Origin of the sequence: Variovorax sp. OAS795 (assembly GCF_040546685.1) — a bacterium.
GTDB lineage: Bacteria > Pseudomonadota > Gammaproteobacteria > Burkholderiales > Burkholderiaceae_C > Variovorax.
Genome location: NZ_JBEPOH010000001.1, coordinates 3,924,776 through 3,948,355 on the forward strand (window position 1 = coordinate 3,924,776; position 23,580 = coordinate 3,948,355).

Here is a 23,580-nt window from a genome sequence, read left to right on the forward strand (position 1 = left end):
CTTCAAATCTGTTTCATTGAAAACTAGGGTCGAAGGTCCGCTCCTGGTCCCCGATTACCGACGCAAGTAATTTACTGCCGATACTTCTTCGGGATAGGGTGCGTTCGGCAGTCGAATGGTCCGTCCGCACCGCTTCCGCGAATGCGGGTTTCGAAGAACAGCCGCTTCGAACTGGCCCTTTGGAGGCCTTGCACTGTCGCGGCGTCGATTTCGCAATAGTGGTAGTGGGTCGTCCTGAGCCGAATGACCATGTACCGCTCGGCTTTGTCGTAGCAAATGCGCGAAACGTCACTGCTCTCTTTAACATCCTCACACGCGAACGCGTCAAGTGAAACGACGCCGTGATATTTGACTTGGACGGTTTCCGCCGTGGCGACCTGGCATATCAAGGCGAGCGCCGAAAGGATGATGAATCTCAACGTGACCTCCCAATGAAAGTTGCTCGGTTCGAGCTTGACGCGATGTCTGCTTCTAACAAAGACGATCGAAGCAGCGAGCAACATCCAGATAAAATCATGGTTCAGATTGTGCGTGCGCCGCGACGGAGCCTCCAATTGGATGTAGCCAGTGACAGTCCGCTGTGGGCCGCCATCGTCGTTGACGCATCGGGTCGCGGTTTTAGTTCCGGATGTCTGGGCTTGCGACGGCGGAGCGGCAGTGTCTTGCTGACCAATGCGCGAACCTGAGCGCACGCGATACGGCGATCTCCACCGGCCGCAGTAAGGGCCGGAATCGAACCCGCCAGAGCGGGGAATGTGGCGGGGAACAAAGCTGGATCAAATAGCCGGAACCTAGGCTTCATGCGGCTTTCGCGCCACACTTAGCTTCCCTTCACCCGCTCCAATCGAGAATCCAAGATCCTGACGGTCGATGCCTTGGCGCAAGCGCTCGACGGGCGCAAGGCGCAAAGCAGTCGCTCTGTGTTTGGAACGGGCTGCAGGTTCAACTGTGGCGCGGCTGGCATTCAGGCAACGGAATGATCAGTCGCCTGCCTCCCCAGTCGGTGTTCCCCTTGTCGATGGCAAGAAGGTCGGTTCCCCGGTACACGGCGAGCGCGATCGACGTCATCGAAGGCCGCAGCTTGCTTGCCGGCAGAGAGACGTGCTCCTTCCACATCTGGCCCATTTTCGCCGGCGCCCCCGTTGGCTGGCCGTAGTCCTGTTGCGCGACGATCGCGCCGCTGGCATCGATCAGGTGGATCGCGTTCGTGTAGACGTAAGGCTGGTCGATCCTGCTTCGCCATGCAAGGTCGAGTTCAATGCCATCCGCGAGGCATCGCACATCGAGCCCCCGCAACTCGAAGCGGTTGCCGAATACGGAGCCGGTTTGCGAGGCCATTGATGCGGGCGTCATCAGGGCGGCCTCTCTCTCGCTGATGAAGTCGGCGCCGCCGGACCGTGTGAGTACGGTTGCCAGCGTGATGCACAGCAGGAGCGCGGCGAACGCCGGGCCGAGCGATCTTTTGAGGTCGACCTTGACCCGGCCCAGCGAGCCGGTCAGCACGGCCCTGGCAGGAATCTCGACGCAACGCCACATCAGGTAGGAGAGAAGAACCAGCACCCCGAAGAAGACAAGAAGATCGAGGTGTTCGTCGACCCGCACGAAGCGTCCCTTGTTGCTTGCATAGTAAGAAATCAGTATCTGATGAACCAGGTACATCGAGAAGCTGATCTCGCCAAGAAGAACCAGAGGGCGAAATTGCAGAAGCGCCGAAACGCGGCCGCGGCCGTGTGCCATCACATAGATGAGCGCCGCAAACGAAAAGAGGGAAGAACTGTGCACGAGCCACTGGATTACCGGGGCATCCGGAACCATGCTGGCAACCACTTCAACCGCATACCTCGAGCCGTAGATATTGAGTATGCAAAGAACGAGGCCACCAATTTCGAGAGCGGTGCCCAATGACATGCCAACCACATATCGCTTGTTTCGAAATAACTGGGCGACAGCCATCCCGACAATGAACTCGAGCACCCGACTGAGTGGGTTGATGTAGATGAGGCCATGCTGCGACGGCTGAAACGCATCGCCACTGGAGGAGACCAATGCCGGAAGCGCCAACGCGCTGCAGGCCCATAGCAGCACGAGCAGCAGAAGCGCCGCCCCTCCCAGCTTGACGCGCCAGGTCGTGCTCCAACGGTGCAGCAAAAAGGGAAAGCACAGATAGAAGAAGAACTCTGTCGAGATGCTCCAGGCAACGGCGTTGTAGGAGAAATAGAAGTTCCAGGACGGAACCCATGCCTGCACAAGCGCCAGGTACGCAATGGCCGTGGCAGGCTCGATCTTGTAGCCGAGCAGCCACCATCCCAGCAGGAAGCTGGCGACGTGGGCCGGCCAGATCCGGGCGACGCGGGCGCGCCAGAAACCTGCGATTGCCTTGCGGTCCGGCAGGTGCGGGTACACGTACGCAAGGATGAATCCGGAAAGAACAAAGAAGAACGAGACGCCCTGGCCCAAGTTGACACTCGCCGCTCCCACGCCCATTTGTCCGGCCAGATGGTGGAACACGATCGCCAGAGCGGCAAAGAATCGAAGCGAGGTGAGTTGCTCGAGGCGAAGGCTGTTTTTCTGCATGGAGAAGGTAAATGTAACTGAATACTTCCTTCTGCGTGTCTCTCCTGTTCTCGATGCTGGCTGGCAGGTCTCGGAGTTGGCGCTCGTGGCACGCGGCTCAAGCGCCAACCGCTGCCGGTTCGCCCCGTCGCCGGGCCACGCACATCAATGACAGCGCGCTGCTGGGCGACGATGGCCTGCGGCCGGACAACATATTGCCCAGCCGGTATTTCCATTGCGCGGCGCCCACCTGGCCCGACAGCGCCTCGGCGCCAATTTGATGGTTGTGGGGATAGACGCTGACTTCGAAGCCCAGCGGCTCGAGCGTCGTACAAAAAAACTCTTTGGTGACACCGTCGCCGGGCTGGTGGTGGACCTCGGTTCGCAGACCCCACAATTGTTGGCTGCCAGTTTTGTGAAAGCCATACCTGGCGGCGCGATAGATCCACAGGCGCGCATTCCACATCAGCTTGGCCACGCCCCTGTAATCCCATGCGGTGAGCTGCGGGTCGTGATCGGTAATCAGCAGGCCATCCGGCTTGACCAGCCGGGCGGCTTCGCGCAGCACGGCACCCATGTCGTCGCAATGATGCAGCGACGCATTGATGGCGACGATGTCCGCCACGTTCGAGCGAAAAGGCGTTTTCGCTGCATCGGCCAGTACCGCTGTATAGCCCTGCTTCGCCGCCAGTTCGAGGGAGCCGGGGGCCACATCTACGCCGACCAGCAATTTGGGATCTCCGCCCAGCGTGGCAAAGATGTTGCCGGGCCCGCAGCCCAGATCGATGACCACCTTGCCGGTCCAGTCGCCGCCTGCGGCGAGCCACCGGCTCTTGAAGTGCGGGTCGCGATGACAGTAATCCAGGTATTCCTGGGCCCATTGCGCATTGCCAAAATAGGTGGCATTTGCAATCATCGCCTCGGATGTCCATTCAAGTTTGGAATGGAAATATTTACCGGAATTCTCGAGAGCCACATTGGGCAATAAGATATCACCTAGCATAGCGTGTTCCTTCAACAAAGACCCCAGACTAGCAAGTCGAGTTGTTGCAGAGAATCACATGGCTCCCGGAATCCTTGCAGTTTTTTTTAAAACTATTACAGGACCCGGGTAGTTGATAACAAATCTACTACATGCCAATTGCCCCCCAGCCTAGGCCATAGGTAGTAGTCGCCGGCGCCCGCACCGGTCGCGGTGCCGCAGGGAGAGCGCACCGCCCCGATTGCGCGGGGCGCGAAATGACCCGGCCTCGATGCGCTCGAAGCGCATCTAGCCATCCCCCGTCGTCCTACCGAATTTGAACTGCGGATGCTGCCCACGGCGCTGCGGTGGGAATGAGTGCACACGCCGAACCAAGCATCGGTATCGGGAGGCAGGCGCTTTGTCATGGTTTGACACCCTCCGAACGGGGCGATTGTCTCCTTCAAAAGGGGGCGCATCGCTCATGCGAGCAACGGGCGCAATTTCTACAGTCAATCCCAGGCTAAACGCTTTTCCGTGAAAAGGCGCTGCCACGCAGTCCTGAAACCTCCGTCTTCTCGCTTGCGCCTGGCACCCGACTCAACAGTAGAGCGCTGGCTACCCTATTCAAGTGACGGAAGGTAGTACGCATATGTAACGATCGTTTCCAGAATGCAACTTGGAGATTTCCGACCTACACCCTCCCTAGCAAAGTCTCTAGTATTGCCAGCGAAATACAAACCTCTGTACTACATCCATTCTTCTTAATAGATTGTAATTCGCCGTCGTTCTATTGCATGCATTTCTTATTGCATTTCTTCCATGAAACTCCAACCCGTTTTGCCGGTGCAATTCGCGCCCCTTCATCTTTCATTGGATGATGTATTTGCATCGCGCCTGAATTCGAAAGCATCGGAAGAACGGATCGAAAGCGTATTGGAGCTGGAAACGGAAGACGCCCGGCGCTGGGCCGGATGGATCGCCGCCACCTCGCAGCTGCCGGACACGCCTTTCGCAGCAGCCTGGCTCTTGCTGCAGACCCGGTGGCTCGGCATGCAGGAGCCCGCCCTTCACGCAGCGCAGGTGAACGGGACCACGGGCACCGTCGCGATTTTCGTTCCTTTCGAACCCGGCCAAGTGCCAGGCGACTGGCTGGCCCTGATCGACGCCCAGCGCCGCACAGCCACAGCGGCCCCCGCCGAAGCGGCACCGGCCTCACTCTGGCTGAACGGCAACGCCGCCCCCGGGCTCCAGGCGCCGCTTCAGCTCTGGCTCTCCACTGCCTCTGGCTCGCCACGTCTGCACGCGGACGCGGCAGCGACCCTGCTCGATGCCGCGTCAGCATCGCAACTGCTCGCAGCCATCGCCGATACCGCCGCCCACCTGATGGACGGCGGCGACGCCCGGCTTGGCGACATCCGCACCGCCCCGGCCGCGGATCGCGAGCAGCAGCTGTCGCGATGGAACGCCGCGGTGTCTGCGCTGGAGCCCGGCCTCACGGTGGCCGGAATGTTCGCCCGGCAGGCCGCCGCCGCCCCTGACGCCACCGCTTTGGTGCAAGGCGATGCGCGCATGAGCTATGGCGAGCTCGACCGGCATTCGGATGCGCTTGCGCACCGCCTCCAGCACCTCGGGGTGCGGGCGGGCGACAGCGTCGGCCTGGTGCTCGAACGGTCGATGGACGCCGTGGTCGCGCAGCTCGCCGTGCTGAAGGCAGGCGCCGCCTATGTGCCCGTGCCGACGGACTTTCCGCCCGAGCGCATCGCGTACATGCTGGACGAAGCCGAGGCTCGGCAGGTGATCGCGACCTCCGCGCAGCGCCATCTGGTGCCCGGATCGCGGCCTGCGCTGCTGCTCGACGAAGTGCATGGCACGGAGCTCGCACCCTGGCACGCGCCGGCCGTCGATGGCGAGTCCGTGGCATACGTGATGTACACCTCGGGCTCCACGGGCACACCCAAGGGCATCGAGATCTGCCATCGCGCGATCCTGCGCCTCGTGATCGGTGTCGACTACGCCGACCTGGCGCCAGGACGCGCCATGCTGCACGCCGCGCCGCTCGGCTTCGATGCGGCCACGTTGGAGATCTGGGGCCCGCTGCTCAACGGCGGCTGCTGCGTCATCCACGGCGAACGCGTGCCCACGGGCGCGGGCCTCGCCGCCACCATCGCCCGGCACGGCGTGCACACCGCGTGGCTGACGGCCGCACTGTTCAACGCGGTGGTCGACGACGACCCGGCGCATCTCTCGGGCCTGCGGCACCTGATCACCGGCGGCGAAGCGCTCTCCGTGCCGCACGTGCGCCGTGCCCTGTCTGCGCTCCCGCAGCTCACGCTGAGCAACGGCTACGGGCCGACGGAATGCACCACCTTCGCGGCCACCTACCGCATCCCCCATGCACTGCCGGCGGAGCTGCGCTCGGTACCGCTCGGCCGGCCGATCAAGGACACGGTGCTGCGCGTGCTGAGCCCTTCGATGGCCTTGCTGCCGACCGGCCTGATCGGCGAGCTCTGCATCGGCGGCCATGGACTGGCGCGTGGCTACCTGGGGCAACCCACGCTCACGGAAGAGCGCTTCGTGCCCGATCCGTTCGGCCGGGCCGGCGAGCGCCTCTACCGCACGGGTGACCTTGCCCGCTGGCTGCCCGACGGCACGATCGAGTTCATCGGCCGCCGCGACGGCCAGGTCAAGATCCACGGCCACCGCATCGAGACCGGCGAGGTGGAGATGGCCATCCTCGCGCACCCCGCGGTGCGGGCCTGCGCGGTCGTTGCCCGTCCGGACGCCGACGGCCAGCTGCGGCTGGTGGCCTACCTGGTCGCGCGCTCGCAAAAGATCTCGTGGGACGCGCTGCGCACCCACCTGGCCGCACGCCTGCCGGCCGCGCTGCTGCCGTCTGCACAGGTCTGGCTCGATGCGCTGCCGGTCACCGCCAACGGCAAGCTGGACCGCAAGGCGCTGCCCGAGCCGCTGGTCGACCGTCCCGAACTCGCGCAGCCGTTCGAGGAGGCACGCAATGCCACCGAGCAGCGGGTGTGCGAAGCCTTCGCCCGCGCGCTGCACCTCGGCAAGGTCGGGCGGAACGACAACTTCTTCGATCTCGGCGGCGATTCGCTCCGGGTTCTGCAGGTGCTTGCGGAATTGCAGCGCGACAGCGCGCAGCCGCTGTCGACCAACCTTTTCTTCCGGCATCCGACGCCGAGCGCCATGGCGGCGGCGCTGGAGCCGGCTGAGGGCGAGGCAGCGCCGACCTCCTCCACCGCCACCCGCGCCACCACCGCCGTATCGCGCGCATCGGTGCCCACTTCGGACAATGGCGACCTGTCGGACGCCGTCGCGCTGATCGCCACGGCGGGCCGCTTTCCGGGCGCCGCCGACGTCGAGCAGTTCTGGGACAACCTCGTCGCCGGCCGCGACACCATCAGCTTCTTCGACGACGAGACGCTCGACGCCGGCGTGAGCGAGGCCCTGCGCACCGACCCGGCGTACGTGCGGGCCCGCGGCGTGATCGAGGGCATCGAGAATTTCGACGCCGCCTTCTTCGGCATCGGCCCGAAGGAAGCCGCGCTGATGGACCCGCAGCAGCGCGTGTTCCTGGAGATCTGCTGGGAGTGCCTGGAGCGCGCGGGCTACGTGCCCGACGCCGCGCCGGGTCCCGTCGGCGTGTATGCCGGCATGTACAACGCCAGCTACTTCCAGCGCCATGTCAGCACGCGGCCCGACCTGATCGAAGCGGTGGGCGAATTCCAGGTGATGCTGGCGAACGAGAAGGACTACATCACCACGCGCGTGGCCAACCGGCTCAACCTCACCGGCCCCGCGGTCAGCGTGCACACCGCCTGCTCCACTTCGCTGGTGGCCGTGGCCCATGCCTTCCACGCACTGCGCACCGGGCAGTGCTACATGGCGCTGGCGGGTGGCGCCTCGGTCACCTGCCCGACGCGCAGCGGCTACCTCTACCAGGAGGGCTCGATGCTCTCGCCCGATGGCCGCACGCGCAGTTTCGACGCGCAGGCCCAGGGCACGGTGTTCAGCGACGGCGCCGCGGTGGTCCTGCTCAAGCGCCTCTCTGACGCACAGGCCGACGGCGACACCATCTATGCCGTGCTGCGCAGCGCCTGCGTCAACAACGACGGCGGCAGCAAGGCCAGCTTCACCGCGCCCAGCGTGGACGGCCAGGCGGCCGTGATCCGTGCGGCGCTGGCGGCGGCCAACGTGGATGCGCGCAGCATCTCGTACGTGGAGGCGCACGGCACCGCCACGCCGATGGGCGACCCGGTCGAAGTCGAGGCGCTGACCTGCGCCTACGGCGAGCACACCGACGCGCTGGGCTACTGCACGCTCGGTTCGCTCAAGAGCAACGTGGGCCACATGGTGACGGCCGCGGGCGCCGCCGGGCTCATCAAGACGGCCCTTTCGCTGCACCACGAAGTGATTCCGCCGACCGCGCATTTCAGCGCGCCGAACCCGGCCATCGACTTCGCCCGCACGCCCTTCTACGTGTCGCCCAGCCTGCAGCCGTGGCCGCGTGCCCGCGAGCCGCGCCGTGCCGGCGTCAGCTCCTTCGGCGTCGGCGGCACCAACGCGCACGTCGTGGTCGAGGAAGCCCCCGTGCGGCCCGCATCGACCTGCGCGAAAGGCCCGCAGGTGTTGCCGCTGTCGGCCCGCTCGGAGGCCGCGCTGGCCGTCGCCACCGAGCAGCTCGCCGCCCACCTGGAGGCAACGCCCGGCGTGCCGCTGGCCGACGTCGCCTACACACTGGGCGTCGGCCGCAAGGCGCACGCCTTCCGCCGCGCCGTGGTGGCCAGCAATGCGGCCGAGGCCGTGGCCGCGCTGCGTGGCAACGACGGCCCGTGGCGCGTCAGCGGACGCATCGATGCGCGCGCGCCGCAGCCGGTGCTGATGTTCCCGGGCCAGGGCGCCCAGTACCCCGGCATGGGCAAGAACCTGCATGCGAACGATCCGGTGTTCGCCGCCGCGTTCGACACCTGCATCAAGGCCTTCGGCGATGCGGTCGACTTCGACCTGCGCGAGCGCATGTTCGGCACCGACGCCGAGGCACTGGTGCCCACGGCCGTCACGCAGCCCGCCATTTTCACGCTCGAATACGCGCTGGCACGCCGGCTGCTGTCGCTGGGTGCAAGGCCGCATGCGCTCATCGGCCACAGCGTCGGGGAGTTCGTCGCCGCCGTGCTGGCGGGCGTGATGCGGCTGGAAGACGCCGCCCGTCTGGTGGCCCGGCGTGGCGCGCTGATGCAGGCGCAGCCGGCGGGCGCGATGCTGTCGGTGCGCCTGGGCGCAACCGAGCTCGCGGCCAGGCTCGGCCCGTCGCTCTCCCTGGCAGCGGACAACGGCCCCACGGCCTGCGTGGTCGCCGGTCCCTTCGAGGCCATCGAAGCCCTGCAGGCCGAGCTGCAGAAGGACGACATCGCGGCCCGGCCGCTGCAGACCTCGCACGCCTTCCACTCGGCCATGATGGACGCGGCCGTCGTGCCGTTCGAGGCGCTGGTCGGCGAGGTGGCGCTGCATGCGCCGGCGATCCCGGTCTTCTCGACGCTCACCGGCCGCCTGCTCGAAGATTCGGAAGCCACCAGCCCGGCCTACTGGGCCCGCCACCTGCGCAGCACCGTGCAGTTCTCGCCGGCGGTGCGCAGCGCCATGGCGCACGCGGCACGGCCGCTCTTCATCGAAGTGGGCCCGCGCAACACGCTCGCCACGCTGGTGCGCCAGCACGGCGCGGCCGAAGTGATGTCGCTCCTGCACGGCGAACCGGCCGACGAGGCGCGCACGCTGCGGCTGGCATTGGCCCGCCTCTGGACTTGTGGCGCCGACGTCGAGCTGTCGCGGCTCGCCGTTCGCGCCGGCGCACAGCGCGTGCGCCTGCCCACCTATCCCTTCGAGCGCAAGCGCTTCTGGGTCGACATCGCAGCCTCCGCAGCGACCCCGGCCACCGTGCCGGCCGTCTCGCCGCCCGAGGCGCCCGCTGTCGCACAGCCTTCGCCTGCGCCCTTCGTTCCACCTCTTCTCTTGGAGCCGATCGTGACCGCTGCAGCGTCCCCGCCACTACCTTCTTCCGCGTCCACTCCAGCCGCCGAACCCATGGGGGCCCGGCTGCGGTCCCTGTTCGAGGACATCTCCGGCATCGACATGGCACAGGCCGACGGACATGCGGCCTTCGGCGAACTCGGCCTGGACTCGCTCACGCTGACCCAGGTGGCCACGCAGATCAAGAAGCGCTTCAAGGTGAACCTGAGCTTCCGCCAGCTCATGGAAAGCTACCGCAACTTCGACACGCTCGCGGCGTTCCTGCAGGAGAGCCTGCCGCCCGAAGCCGCGGTTGTGGCGCCCGCAGCTGCCGTGCCTGCCGCGCCCGCCGCCGTGTCGCCGTCGATGCCGGTCGCCATGCCGGCGGCCGCGCAGGCCAGCATCGCCGTGCAGCCCGCCGCCTACCTGCCGCCGATCAACGCCGCGCTCCATGCCGGTGGCATCGGCATCGGTGCCACGCCGCTCGCGCAGCTGGTTGCGCAGCAGATGGAACTCATGCGGCAGCAGCTCGCGCTGCTGTCGGGCATGACGGCGGACACCGTCCCGGCCACGTCCGCCCTGCCTTCGCAACCGGCGCCAACGGCCGGCGTCGCGGCACAGCCGGCAGTGGTCCCTGTCGCGCAGCCCGCGGCTGACGACGGCGGCGCACCGAAGGAGCCCGTGCGCTACGACGTCACCAAGGCTTTCGGCGCCATCGCGCGCATCCACACGCAGCGCACCGCCGAGCCGAGCGGCCGGCAGAAGGCGCGGCTGGCCACCTTCATGCGGCGCTACGTGCAGCGCACCCGCAAGAGCAAGGAGTTCACCGAGGCCAACCGCCCGCACATGGCCGACCCGCGCGTGGTCAACGGCTTCCGGCCGCTGACCAAGGAGATCACCTACCAGATCGTCATCGAGCGCTCCAAGGGTTCGAAGCTCTGGGACCTGGACGGCAACGAGTACGTCGATGCCCTGAACGGCTTCGGCATGAACATGTTCGGCTGGCAGCCCGACTTCGTGCAGGAAGCCGTGAAGAAGCAGCTCGATGCCGGCTACGAGATCGGGCCGCAGCATCCGCTGGCCGCCGACGTGACCCGGCTGATCTGCGAACTCACGGGCAACGACCGCGCCGCCCTGTGCAACACCGGCTCCGAAGCGGTGATGGCCGCGCTGCGCATCGCGCGCACGGTCACGGGGCGCAGCACCGTGGTCGTGTTCACCGGCTCCTACCATGGCACCTTCGACGAAGTGCTGGTGCGCGCCGGCAGGGGCGCCAAGGGCCTCTCGGCCGCGCCGGGCGTGATGAGCGGCATGTTCGGCGACATCCGCGTGCTGGACTACGGCACCCCCGAAGCGCTGGCCTTCATCCGCGAGAACGCCGAGGACCTGGCCGCCGTGCTGGTCGAACCGGTGCAAAGCCGCCGCCCCGACCTGCAGCCGCGCGAGTTCCTGCACGAGGTGCGCGCCATCACCGAGAAGCAAGGCGCCGCACTCATCTTCGACGAGGTCATCACCGGCTTCCGCACGGCCCTGGGCGGCGCGCAGGAACTGTTCGGCGTGCGCGCCGACCTCGCCACCTACGGCAAGGTGATCGGCGGCGGCTTTCCGGTCGGCGTGATTGCCGGCAAGCGCGCCTTCATGGACGCGCTGGACGGCGGCGCCTGGCAGTACGGCGACGACTCGATCCCCGGCGTGGGGGTGACCTATTTCGCCGGCACCTTCGTGCGGCACCCGCTGGCGCTCGCGGCGGCCAAGGCTTCGCTCGAGCACCTGAAGGAAGCCGGTCCCGCCCTGCAGTCGGGGCTGACGGCCAACACCGCCGCAATGGCCGGCGAACTCACGGCCTGGTGCGCCGAGGTGGGCGCGCCCATCGCCGTGCGCCACTTCGCATCGCTGTGGCGCGTGAGCTGGCTCGAAGACCATCCGCTGCAGGACCTGCTGTTCGCCATGATGCGCAGCCGCGGCGTCCACATCCTGGACAACTTCCCCTGCTTCCTGACCAGCGCGCACAGCGCGGAAGACATCGCGACCATCAGCCGCGTGTTCAAGGAATCGGTGGCCGAGATGCAGGAATCCGGCTTCCTGCCGCGCAGGGCCACCGTCATCACCGGCTTCGACTACCGCAAGGCGCACGAGGAAGACGGCTCGGTGCTGGCCCGCGACATCGACGGCCAGCCCTTCTGGTACGTGCCGGACACCTCATCGCCCAGTCAACTCATCAATGGAAAGGCCGCAGCATGAACGCCGTTCTTCGCCCTCCCGCCACCAGCGGTTTCATCGAATGCGTGATTCCCACGACGGAGTCGCAACGCGAGATCTGGCTCGGGGCGGCGCTGAGCACCGAAGCCTCGCTGGCGTACAACGAGTCGGTGCTGCTGCGCCTGCGCGGGCCGCTGGACCGGGAAGCCATGGCGCGTGCCGTGGCGCGGCTGGTCGCCCGGCACCAGTCGCTGCGGTCCACCATCTCGCCTGACGGCACCTGCATGCTGGTGAGCCAGGCCGGCGAAAGCCCGCTGGAGCAGGAAGACCTGAGCGGCCTCGCGCCCGAAGCACGCGAGCAGGCCCTGGAGGCCGCGCACGCCGAAGCCGTGTGCACGCCTTTCTCGCTGGAGCACGGGCCGCTGTTCCGGGCCGTGCTGTACCGGCTCGGGGGCGCCGAGCATGAGCTGGTGATGTCCGCCCACCACGTGGTCTGCGACGGCTGGTCCTGGATGGTCATCACGGAACAGCTCGGCCAGCTGTATGCGGAACAGACCGGCGGCGGACAGCAGCTGCAGCCGGCCCCCTCGTATTCCGACTTCGCCGCCATGGAAGCGGCCGAAGCGCTGCATCCCGACATGCAGCCGCACGTGGACTACTGGCTCGAGCGCTTCTCCGGCGGTTCCCTGCCGGTGCTCGAACTCCCGCTGGACCATCCGCGTCCGGCCACGCGCACCTTCAACTCGCGGCGTGCCGAGCGCCTGCTCGACCGCCGCCTCGTCGCCAACCTGCGCACGGCGAGCGCCAAGGCCGGGGCCAGCCTCTTCGCGGGCCTGCTCAGCGGCTTCGTCGCCACGCTGCACCGCCTCACGGGACAGGACGACATCGTGGTCGGCATTCCGGCCTCCGGCCAGCTTGCGCGCGACATGCCGGGCCTGGTCGGCCACTGTGTGAACCTGCTGCCCCTGCGCATCGCGGCACCTGCCCAGTTGCGCTTCGATGCCCTCATGAGCGAATGCAGCACCGCCGTGCTCGACGCCTTCGAGCACCAGGCGCTGACCTACGGCGCGCTGCTCGGCAAGCTTTCCCTGCAGCGCGACCCGAGCCGCCTGCCGCTGGTGAGCGTGATGTTCAACGTGGACCCCGACGTGGCCAGCGGCGCCCAGGCGTTCCCCGGGCTGGAGGTCACGCAGGACACGATCGCGCGCCAGTACGAGAACACCGAGATGTTCCTGAACCTGCGGCCGCTCGACGGCGGGCTGCAGATCGAGGCGCAGTACAACACGGGCCTGTTCGACGAGACCACCGTGCAACGCTGGCTCGACATCTTCGAGTGCGTGCTGCGCTCGGGCGTGCGCACGCCGGACGAAGCGATCGGCCGCCTCGAGGTGCTGTCGGCCGAAGGGGCGCAGGCACTGATCGCGCTGCAGCCGCCACCCATTGCGCTGCGGGGCGCGCCGATCGCGCATGCCGGCTTCCTGGCGCGCGTGCCGCTTCAGCCCGACCGCCCCGCGGTGCGCGACGGCGGACGCGTCTGCAGCTACGCGGAGCTCGATGCCTTGTCCAACCGGCTGGCCCGTGCGCTGCGTGCGCGCGGCGTGCGCCGTGGCCATCGCGTGGGGCTGTGCCTGGAGCGCAGCCTCGAGATGGTGGTGTCGCTGCTGGCCGTGCTCAAGGCGGGCGCGGCCTATGTTCCGCTGGATCCCGCGTTTCCGCACGCCCGGCTCGCGCACTATGCCAAGGACGCCTCGATCAGCCTCTTGCTGACCTCGTCGGAGGTGGTGGGCGCGCCGCGCGACTGGCGCGCCGATCCGGGCGAGCGGCTGTTCGAGATCGACAGCGACACCGCGTGGCACCAGGAGTCAGCGGAGGCATTGCCGCCCAGCGATGACGATGCGGGCCCCGAAGATGGCGCCTACGTCATCTACACCTCGGGCTCCACCGGCCTGCCCAAGGGCGTGTACGCCCCGCACCGCGGCGTGGCCAACCTGCTCCAGTGGATGCACCGGGTCTCGGGTCTGCATGCGGGCGACCGGATCGCCGCGGTGACCACCCTGTCGTTCGACATGGCGGTGCCGGACCTGCTGCTGCCGCTGGCCACGGGGGCCGAGATCGTGATGGTGCAGCGCGACACGGCCATGGACGGCAACCGCCTGTCCAAACTGCTCGAACAGGAACAGATCACCTTCCTGCAGGCCACGCCCGGCATGTGGCAGCTGCTGCTCGACGCCCAGTGGCCCGGTGCGCCCGGCTTCCGGGGCTGGACCGGCGGCGAGCCGCTGCGCCCAAGCACGGCGCTCGCGCTCTGCGAGCGCATGTCGGAACTCTGGAACGGCTACGGTCCGACCGAGACCACGGTGTATTCCACGGCCTGGTGCGTCGACCCCGACGTGGTGGTCTCGCGCGGTGTTTCCATCGGCCATCCGGTCGACAACACCGAAATCTGGATCCTCGATGCCGACCTGCAGCCCTGCCCCATCGGCGTGCCGCGAGGGCGAGATCTGCATTGCGGGCGACGGACTTGCGCTGGGCTACCTGGAGCGCCCCGAGCTCACCGCCGAGCGCTTCGTCACGGTTCGCGTCTTCGGCACCAACAAGCCCATGTACCGCACCGGCGACCGCGGACGCTGGCGCAACGACGGGCTGATCGAACACCTCGGCCGGCTCGACTTCCAGGTCAAGGTGCGCGGCTACCGCATCGAACCCGGCGAGATCGAGGCCCGCTGCTGCGAAGTGGCCGGTGTTTCGCGCAGCGTGGTCGTGGCGCGCGAGGACCATCCGGGCGATGTCCGCCTGGTGGCCTACCTTGCGCTGACCCCCGGCGCCAGTTTCGACCTGGACGCGCTGATGGCGCACCTGCGCGAGTTCCTCCCTGCGTTCATGCTGCCGCAGCATGTGGTCACGCTCAAGGAGCTGCCGACGCTGCCCAACGGCAAGATCGACCGGGTGTCGCTGCCGCCACCGCAAGCGGTCTCGCGCGACGAGGTGAAGCGCGGCGCGGCGCCCCGCGACGAACGCGAAGCCAAGGTGCTCGCGGCCATGGAAAAGGTGCTGAGCCTGCCGGGCCTGGACATGAAGGACGACTTCTTCATGATGGGTGGCCATTCGCTGCTGGCCGCGCGCCTCACCACGATCCTGAGCCGCGAGTTCCAGATCACGCTGCCGCTGCGGGCGCTGTTCGAAGCGCCCACGGCCGAACGGCTGGCCACGGTCGTCGAGGCGCTCCAGGGTGCGGGCGTCGGCGCGCAGGCGCCGCTGCCGTGCAACTTCGACCGCAAGACGGCGCCGCTCACGCCGTCGCAGGAACGCATCCGCTTCATGGAAGAGCTGTACCCCGGCCGCTCGGTCTACAACGCGCCCTCGGTGCGCCGGCTGATCGGCGACCTCGATGCCGCGCGCTTCGAGGCATCGATGAAGGAGATCATCCGCCGCCAGCCCTCGCTGCGCACCAGCATGGGCACGGATCCGGCCACCGGCAAGCCGATCCAGGTGATTGCGCAGGAGGTGGAGTTCTCGTTGCCCGTGATCGACCTGCGCAGCCTGCCGGCCGACCAGCGCGAAGCCGAACTCATGGAGCGCGTGCAGGAGATGGCCGACGAGCCCTTCGACATCCATCGCGCGCCGATGGCGCACATGGCGCTGTACCAGCTCGCCGAGAAGGACCACGCGTTCATCTTCGTGCCGCACCACCTGGTGTGGGACGGCTGGTCCTTCGACCTGCTGCAACGCGAACTCTCGGCCATCTACGAAGCGGCGGAGCGCGGGCGGCCGCACAGCCTGCCTGCGATCGCCACCACCCACGGCGACTACGCCGAGTGGCTCGAGCAGTGGATGGAGGAGCCGGCCTGTAAGCAGCAGCTGGAGTTCTGGCGCCAGCGCTTTTCCAGCGCCCCGCTGCCCCGCCTGCCCAACACGGACATGCCGCGCCGCGCAGGCAAGAGCGGCCAGGGCGGCGCCCACTGGATCAACGTCACGCCCACCATGACGGCGCAACTGCGCGAAATTGCGCGCGGCATGGACGTGACCCTCAGCATGCTGACCTTCGGCGTCTATGCGCTGACCATGAGCCAGGTCATCGGCTCCAGGTCCATCGTGATCGCGAACCCGATCCGGGGCCGGCAGCAGCCGGAAACGGAAGACGTGATGGGCTGCTTCAACAACGTGCTGCCGGTCTCGCTGGAGGTCGACTTCAGCCTCACGCTGCCGGCCTTCATGCGCTACGTGAAGCAGGAGCTGCTCACGATGATGAACTTCCAGCAGGTCCCGTTCGAGCGGCTGATGGCGCAGTCCGGCCTGGAGAACCACATCCGTGCGGTCGGCCCCTACCAGGCGATGTTCTCGTTCCAGGATGCGCGCGAGCGTCCGCGCGCCATCGGCAGCCTGCAGAACCAGCAGATGCACGTGATGCAGCGCGGCGCCACCGACGACATCGGCGTGTGGCTGTTGGACAAGTCGCACGGCCTGGAAGGCGCGCTGATCTACAACGCCGACATCTACCTGCGAGAGACCGGGGCGCAACTGCGCGACCGCTACCTCGAGGTGCTGTACCGCGTGGCCGACCACTCCAAGGCAACGCTGGCGGAGCTCGCCACCACCGAGGGCTCTTCCACCGCCGCCTACCTGCGCAAGCTCGCCGCGATCGAGCCGATCAAGACGCTGGCGCCGGGCAGCACAGCGGCCGCGGGTGCGCAGAAGAAGGACGATGACACCCTGCTGAACCCCGAGCACGCCAAGCTGGCGCAGATCTGGGCCTCGGTGATCGGGATCGACGTCAACGAGATTCGCGCCACCGACAACTTCTTCGACCTGGGCGGAGATTCGCTGCTCGTGCTGCGCGCGATCCAGCAGACCGAGCGGACGCTGGGCTACCGCGTGAATTCGCGCCGCTACCTGTTCGAGAACCTGGGCCAGATCGCGACCACGGGGCACCAGTCGCCAGACGGGTCCGAAACTTCCGAATTCGGGAAGTTGCCCCTGGGCAACCTGAAGAGCGCGGCACGCGGCGAAGGCCTGCTCAGCCGCACCCTCGGCAGCTGGCTGCGCAAGGAGTGACAAGCCATGGGACACGCGGACTTCTTTGGCCTTTCCTCCGTCGAGGCGCCGGTGTGCCGGTACCTCGACCTGGACGACGATGCGGGCCCCGGGGCAGAGGACATTCTTTCCGCCGAGGAGCGCGAGCGCGCCGGCCGGTTCCAGTTCGAGGACGATCGCCGGCACTACGTGGCGGCGCATGCGGCGCTGCGCCGTGCGTTGGCCGCGCACACGGGCGAACGCGCCGAGACACTGCGCTTCACCCACAGCGCGTTCGGCAAGCCCTCCCTGCTGGGGCGGCACCGGGTTCGCTTTTCGCTGAGCCATAGCCGTGCGCTGGGCTTCTACGCCATCGGCGGGCGCGGACCGCTGGGTGTCGATGTCGAACAGCTGCGCACGGTACCCGATGCCCTCGAACTCGCCGAGCGGCATTTCACGCGCACGGAATTCGAAGCTCTCGCGGCCCTGCCTGCGCTGGAACGCCATCGCGCCTTCCTGACCTGCTGGACGCGCAAGGAGGCGTGCCTCAAGGCCATCGGCCTCGGGCTCATCGTGCCGCCGGAATGCTTCGAGGTCGGGCTGGAGTCCGACTGCCGCAGCGTCGAGGTGCCGGTCGCCGGCCGCATCCTGTGGATCGCGCTGCAGCCGGCGCCCTACCGTTCGGACAGCGTGGGAGCGCTCGCGGAATGGCGCCAGACGCACGTCCATGCCAGCGTTCCGAGCACGGCCATGGAGATGTGCCTGTGACCGCACACCCCTTCATGTTCGGACCGGCCTCGCGCCAGATCTTCGGCATCTTCCATGCCGCGGAAGACGCGCAGCCGGGCGACACCGCGGTGCTCGTCTGCCCGCCGTTCGGGCAGGAGGGGCTGCGGACCCATCGGCTGTTCAAGGTGCTGGCCGAGCGGCTTGCACGGGCGGGTGTGGCCACGCTGCGCTTCGACTTCCACGGCTCGGGCGATTCGCCGGGCGACGAGACCGACGGTGAACTGGACGGCTGGCGCCGCGACCTGTGCTCGGCGCACGAAGAGCTGCGCCGCCGGGCGCCGGCGAGCCGCATCGTCTGGGTTGGTGCGCGGCTCGGCGCGACGATCGCCGTGCTGGCAGCGCGCAATGGACGCTGCGATCCGGCGCGGCTGGTGCTGTGGGAACCCGTGATCGATGGCCGCCGCTATGCGCGTGCCCTGCGCGAGGACCATGTGGCCGCGATCGATACGACCTTCTGCATCCCCGACCTCGCCTGGCGCCGCAGCCTGGCGCGCGAGCCCGACGCCATGCCGGAAGAAGTGCTGGGCACCCTGCTGTCGCCCAAGCTGCGTTCGCAGCTCGCTGCGCTGGTGGCCGAATCGCTTCCGCTCACCGCGCTGCACGACACGCTGGTGCTGACGCCGCCCGGCGACGAGCACACGGCGCAATGGGCGGCCGAACAGCAGTCCCGCCACATGCCGGTGCGGCTCGCGTATTTCCAGCACCGGCTCGACTGGACGTCGGACCCCTATCCCAACAGCGCCATGGTTCCGGCCGGCGCGCTCAATCGCTTGCAGGGTGCTCTCTATGAATGACGCAACGCTCAGCCCGGTCCGGTTCGGAGTCGGCAACTCGCTGGTGGGCATGGTCGCCATGCCCACGCACCAGGCTCCGGCCACGGCCGCCTGCCTGCTGTTCAACATGGGCGCCAACCACCGGGTGGGGCCGCGCCGCATCAACGTCAAGCTGGCGAACGCGCTGGCGGCGCGCGGCATGGCCAGCCTTCGCTTCGACCTGGGCGGCGTCGGTGACAGCGATGCGCTCGATACGGCCAGCGACCTGCAGACCCGGTCGGTGCACGACCTCCAGGCCGCCATGGACCTGATGGAGAACATGCTGGGCATCCGGCAGTTCGTGATCGTCGGCATGTGTTCGGGCGTGGAGCATGCGGTGTCCGTGGCGGCCGAGGACGCCCGCGTGGTGGCGCTCTCGCTGTTCGACGGCTTTGCCTTCCCCGAACGCCGTGCCCGCTGGGAGCGCACGCTGCGCCGCGCCCTGGCGGCGCCCGCTCACCCCTCTTTTCCCGGCAAGGCCAAGCGCTGGCTGGTGCGCCACCTGACCGGCAACCCGTCCGCAAAGCCGCTGCCCGGCTTTCTCACTGAGAAGCAGCCGCCCGAAGTCAGGGCCGCCTGGTTCGGCAGCACCATGAAGAAACTCGTTGAGCGGAACGTCGCGCTCCAGCTCCTGTATTCGGGGTCGCTGCATGTGTGCGACCGCGACCGCGACCAGCTCGGTGCGATCGGCCGCGAGCCGTTCGCCAAGGCCCTGCAGTACCAGTTCATGCGCAACGTGGACCACACGTTCTGCACGGCGGAGGGGCAGCAGATCTACATGCAGACCGTGGGCGACTGGGCGCTGGCCTGCGCCCGCAACGCCAGCACGGAACGCCGCAGCCCGAACACCCACACGAATCCGGGCACCAGCCCGTTCCCCGCCGCGGCGGCCGCCGAACGACCGCTATGCGGCGCCTACGCACCCCAGTGACCAAGTTTTTCCCTAGAGCAAAAGGACTTCCCATGGCACACCTCGATCAAGCCGGTTCCTTGCGCGTTGCACGCGTTCCACCCGACACCGCTCCGCCGCTCGCACGCGTGCGCATGCGAGCCCGGATGGGTATCGCGGCCGTGCTGCTGCCGCTGTGCCTGGCGGGTTGCGGGATCCCGGGTTTCAGCAATCCCGGGCGCGGGAGCTGGAGCGGCTCCGGCGGCGATGGGAGCGGCGAGCCGAAGATCGTGGCCATCACGCCCGAACTGGTCCGCACCATGGCGGCGCAGAAGCCGCAGGCCCTGCCGAGCGAGGTGCAGCAGCTCTTCGGCAAGGCGCCGGCCTACACCATAGGGCCGGGCGACGTGGTGGGCATCGTCGTCTACCGCCATCCGGAGCTGATGCCCAATGCGGGCGCCGTCATCTCGCAGCAGTCGGACCCGACGGGCGTGAGCGTGGCACCCGGCTTCATCGTCGACGGCCAGGGCGAGGTCAGCTTCCCCTACATCGGCCGCACGAAGATCGAGGGCCTGACCGAAAGCGCCGCGTCCGACCTCATCGCGCGCCGGATCTCGCCGTTCGTGAAGGATCCGCTGGTGAGCGTCAGGGTGCAGTCGTTCCGCAGCCGGCGCGCCTACGTGGAGGGCGAGGTCCGCACCCCGGGCCTGCAGATCTTCACCGACGTGCCGATGACGCTGGCCGAAGCGATCAACCGCGCCGGCAGCTTCAATGCGGTAGGCGACCGTTCGCGGGTGAGCCTGACGCGCGGCGAACGCACCTACACGCTCGACCTCCCGATGCTCCAGCGCTTCGGCTACGACGCGAGCCGCATCCCGCTGCAGAACGGCGACATCGTGAACGTCGGCACCCGCGAGGACACCCGCGTCTATGTGATGGGCGAGATCCGCAATCCATCGGCCCTGCTGATGCGCAACGGCAGGCTGAGCCTGAACGAGGCGCTGGGAGACGCAGGCGCGCCCGATCTGAACACCTCGCAGCCCGGGCAGATCTACGTCATCCGCAATTCGCGCGGCGATGTGCCCGAGGTGTTCCATCTCGACGCGAAGAACCCTGTGGCGCTGGCCCTGGCCGACCGCTTCGAGCTGCAGCCGCGCGACGTGGTCTACATCGACCCCGTACCGCTGGTGCGATGGAACCGGGTGATCAGCCTGATTCTTCCCGCCGCACAGGTCGTGAACCTCGGAGGCACCGCCAGCCGTCGCTGAGCGAACCCCCGCACCCTTCCACTTCGCCCCTTATCCGTCCAGGCAACACACAAAAGGTGACCCTATGAACGCGCACTGGCAGCCGATGATTCCCGCTCCTTCCGAAACGATGGCCGCGGACCGTCCCCCCTCGAGGCTCAGGGAACACTTCGACCTGCTGCTCGACCACCGGTGGAAGATCGCGAAGATCACCGCGGTCGCGCTGCTGATCGGCGCGGCCTACACGATGTTCGGGCCGCGCGTGTACGAATCCAACGTGCTGATCCAGGTCGAGGATTCCGAGCGCTCGGGCGGCACGCTGGTCGGAGATTCCGCCAGCAGCGCGCTGAACGCCAAGACGCCGACCGCGGGCGAGGCGGAGATCCTGAAATCGCGCCTGGTGCTCGAGCAGGCGATCGAGGACACCAAGCTCTACATCGAGGCGCAGCCGCACTACATCCCGGTCGTGGGTGCCTGGCTGGCGCGCCATTCGAAGACGCTCTCCGACCCCGGCTTCGCAGGCCTGTCGGGCTACGTCAGCGGCACCGAGCAGATCGTGGTGGCGCAGATGGACGTGCCGCCGGAACTCGAGGGCACGCGCTTCCTGCTGACCGCCAAGGCGGACGGCGCCTACACCCTCACCCATCCCAAGCTGGATGCGACGCTGGAGGGCAAGGTCGGCACGCCGCTCGATGCGAAGACCCCGCGCGGGCCGATCCACCTCCTGGTGGGCTCCATCGCGGGCCGGCCGGGTGCGGCCTTCGAACTGGTGCGGCAGTCCAAGCAACTCACCCTGCTCGAGCTGCAGAAGGACCTGCGCGTGATCGAGAAAGGCAAGCAGTCCTCGATCATGGACGTGAGCTGGCGCGACGGCAACCCGCTGCAGCTGGCGAACCTGCTCAACGAGGTGGCGCGGCTGTACGTGCGGACCAACATCGACCAGAAGACGGAGCAGGCCCAGCGCGCGCTCAACTTCCTCGGCACCGAGCTGCCCAAGCTCAAGCTGCAGCTGGAGCAGTCCGAGGAAACCTACAACCAATACCGCAACCAGAACGGCACGATCAGCCTGGACGACGAAGCCCGCAATGCGCTGTCGCAGAACGTCGAGCTGCAGGCCAAGCTCCTGGATGCGACGCAGAAGCGGCTCGAGCTCACCGAGCGCTTCACGGCCCGCGACCCGAGCGTGCAGACGATCGATGCGCAGATCGCCTCGCTCAAGAAGGGCCTGGGCTCGGTCGAGCAGCGCATCCGCCGCATGCCGCTCCTGCAGCAGAACTCGCTGCGCATGCAGCGCGACATCAAGGTGAACACCGACCTGTACGTGTCGCTCTTGAACAGCTCGCTGCAGATGCGGCTCGCCAAGGAAGGAAAGATCGGCAATGTCCGCGTGCTCGACCAGGCGGTGGTGCCCGAGAAGCCCATCCGGCCCAAGGCCGCGATCACTATGGTGCTCGCGCTGCTGGCAGGTCTTTTTGCCGGCGCAGCCTCGGCCTTCATGCGCAGGTCGTGGCGCAACACCATCGCCAGCTCGGCCGAGATCGAAGCCTACACCGGCCTGACCGTCTACAGCACCGTTCCGCTGAGCCCCCAGCAGCGGCTGCTGGACCGCGCGGTGCAGCAAGGCAAGCCCGGGGTGCACCTGCTGGCGGCGCTCCATCCGGACGACCAGGCGCTGGAGGGATTGCGGCGGCTGCGCACGGCGCTGAAGTTCGCGATACCCAATGCGCCGAACAACCGGATCATGATCTCCAGCGCCACGCCCGGCGCCGGCAAGACCTTCGTGTCGTCGAATCTCGCCGCCGTGCTCGCCTCCAGCGGCCGCCGCGTGCTGCTCATCGACGCCGACCTGCGGCGCAGCAGCCTGGCACCCCATTTCGGCCTCAAGCGCCGCGGCGGGCTGTCGGAGCTGATCCAGGGCTCGGTCGAAGTCGACACGGCCATCCACCACAGCGTGCTGCCGAACCTGGACGTGATCACCACCGGCGCGCTGCCCTCGGACCCGACGGCACTGCTCACGAGCGAAGCGTTCGCAAAGCTGCTCGAACGACTTTCAGGCCGCTACGACACCGTGATCGTCGACACGCCGCCCACGCTGCTCGCGTCGGAAACCGCCGAGATGGCGACCTTCATGGGCACGCTGCTGATGGTGGCGCGCGCCGGCGAGAACGAGTTGGGCGACCTGTCCGAAAGCGCGAAGCTGCTGCGGCATGCGGGCGCGCATTTCCAGGGCGTGGTGCTGAATGCGCTGGACACGCGACGCCGCTACTACGGCGGCCTGGCCTACCGTTATGGAGGCTATCGGCTCAGGATGCATGACTACCCGGGCGCGCCGGCCGAACTTCCCGCGCCCGCGCATGCGGGAGCGCGGTCATGACCACTGTCCGGACTGGCGCCCACGTGCAATTGCGCGGCAACTCGCCGCTGCTCATGGGCACCAAGCGCTTCGCGGACATCGTGATGGCGAGCACGTTCTTCCTGTGCTTCGGATGGGCTTATGCGCTGATCTGGATCGGCGTGCTGCTGACGTCCGGAAGCCCGGCCATCTACAAGCAGCCGCGCTATGGCCGCAACGGGCATGTCTTCAGCTTCTACAAGTTCCGCTCCATGGTGCCGGATGCCGACATGGTCCTGGAGCGGTACCTGCGCGAGAACGAGGCTGCCCGGCACCAGTGGGACATGTACCAGAAGCTGGACCACGACCCGCGCGTGACGCCCTTCGGCGCCTTCCTGCGCAAGTACAGCCTGGACGAGCTGCCGCAATTCTGGAACGTGCTCAAGGGCGACATGAGCATGGTCGGCCCGCGCCCGTGCATGTTCGCGCAGAAGGAGCTGTACGGCGTCTATTGGGACCACTACTGCGCGGTGCGGCCAGGCATCACGGGCCTCTGGCAGATCTCCGGACGCAACCAGGTCAGCTACCGGCGGCGGGTGGCGATGGACGTGGACTACGTGACCACGCTGTCCATCCACCAGGACATCGCGATCCTGCTGAAGACCTTCCGCGTGGTGGCGGGGGGGCACGGCTCCAGCTAGGCGCCGGGCCACGCCGCGCCACGGATTGCATCTCCATTTTTTCGACATCTCAACCTCAACGAA

11 protein-coding genes and 1 pseudogene are annotated in these 23,580 nt (G+C 67.5%); 9 read left to right on the top strand and 3 right to left on the bottom strand.

Annotated elements, in window-relative coordinates:
• Nucleotides 1-71: 71 nt before the first annotated feature.
• The 3 genes from ABID97_RS19070 to ABID97_RS19080 all read right to left on the bottom strand — a co-directional run bounded on the left by ABID97_RS19070 (nucleotide 72) and on the right by ABID97_RS19080 (nucleotide 3,556).
• Entirely contained in the window at nucleotides 72-419 is a 348-nt protein-coding gene (locus ABID97_RS19070; RefSeq protein ID WP_354400006.1) for a KTSC domain-containing protein, read from the bottom strand.
• Between the two features lie 523 nt (nucleotides 420-942).
• Nucleotides 943-2,574 (bottom strand): acyltransferase family protein, encoded by a 1,632-nt coding sequence (locus tag ABID97_RS19075; protein WP_354400007.1) that lies wholly within the window; start codon nucleotides 2,572-2,574, stop codon nucleotides 943-945.
• A gap of 97 nt (nucleotides 2,575-2,671) precedes the next feature.
• A complete protein-coding gene (locus ABID97_RS19080) occupies nucleotides 2,672-3,556 on the bottom strand; it encodes a class I SAM-dependent methyltransferase (protein ID WP_354400009.1) in 885 nt (294 codons plus the stop codon).
• Nucleotides 3,557-4,336: 780 nt separating this feature from the next.
• Between ABID97_RS19080 and ABID97_RS19085 the strand changes: the two genes are divergently transcribed.
• From ABID97_RS19085 to ABID97_RS19125, 9 genes and pseudogenes are all read left to right on the top strand, one after another.
• The gene (locus ABID97_RS19085; RefSeq protein WP_503012781.1) at nucleotides 4,337-11,779 is read left to right on the top strand and encodes an amino acid adenylation domain-containing protein; all 7,443 of its coding nucleotides are present in this window, start codon (nucleotides 4,337-4,339) and stop codon (nucleotides 11,777-11,779) included.
• A pseudogene (locus tag ABID97_RS19090) lies at nucleotides 11,776-14,172 on the top strand (non-ribosomal peptide synthetase); the annotation flags it as partial. The gene ABID97_RS19085 and the pseudogene ABID97_RS19090, both read left to right, overlap by 4 nt.
• Nucleotides 14,173-14,191: 19 nt before the next feature.
• Nucleotides 14,192-16,789 (top strand): acyl carrier protein, encoded by a 2,598-nt coding sequence (locus ABID97_RS19095; RefSeq protein ID WP_354400012.1) that lies wholly within the window; start codon nucleotides 14,192-14,194, stop codon nucleotides 16,787-16,789.
• A 6-nt stretch (nucleotides 16,790-16,795) separates the two neighbouring features.
• Nucleotides 16,796-17,515 carry a 4'-phosphopantetheinyl transferase family protein gene (locus ABID97_RS19100; protein ID WP_354400013.1) on the top strand — a complete coding sequence of 240 codons (720 nt, stop codon included), beginning with the start codon at nucleotides 16,796-16,798 and terminating at the stop codon, nucleotides 17,513-17,515.
• On the top strand, nucleotides 17,512-18,330 hold the full coding sequence (locus ABID97_RS19105; protein ID WP_354400015.1) for a serine aminopeptidase domain-containing protein: 819 nt from the start codon (nucleotides 17,512-17,514) through the stop codon (nucleotides 18,328-18,330). Before ABID97_RS19100 ends, ABID97_RS19105 begins: the two co-directional genes overlap by 4 nt.
• Entirely contained in the window at nucleotides 18,323-19,279 is a 957-nt protein-coding gene (locus ABID97_RS19110; protein ID WP_354400016.1) for an alpha/beta hydrolase family protein, read from the top strand. The genes ABID97_RS19105 and ABID97_RS19110 overlap by 8 nt, the downstream gene beginning before the upstream one ends.
• Before the next feature lie 32 nt (nucleotides 19,280-19,311).
• Nucleotides 19,312-20,505: a polysaccharide biosynthesis/export family protein gene (locus ABID97_RS19115; protein WP_354400017.1), complete on the top strand. Its 1,194-nt coding sequence runs from the start codon at nucleotides 19,312-19,314 to the stop codon at nucleotides 20,503-20,505.
• A 64-nt stretch (nucleotides 20,506-20,569) separates the two neighbouring features.
• Nucleotides 20,570-22,858 carry a polysaccharide biosynthesis tyrosine autokinase gene (locus tag ABID97_RS19120; RefSeq protein ID WP_354400018.1) on the top strand — a complete coding sequence of 763 codons (2,289 nt, stop codon included), beginning with the start codon at nucleotides 20,570-20,572 and terminating at the stop codon, nucleotides 22,856-22,858.
• Nucleotides 22,855-23,517 (top strand): sugar transferase, encoded by a 663-nt coding sequence (locus ABID97_RS19125; protein WP_354400019.1) that lies wholly within the window; start codon nucleotides 22,855-22,857, stop codon nucleotides 23,515-23,517. The genes ABID97_RS19120 and ABID97_RS19125 overlap by 4 nt, the downstream gene beginning before the upstream one ends.
• Nucleotides 23,518-23,580: the final 63 nt, after the last annotated feature.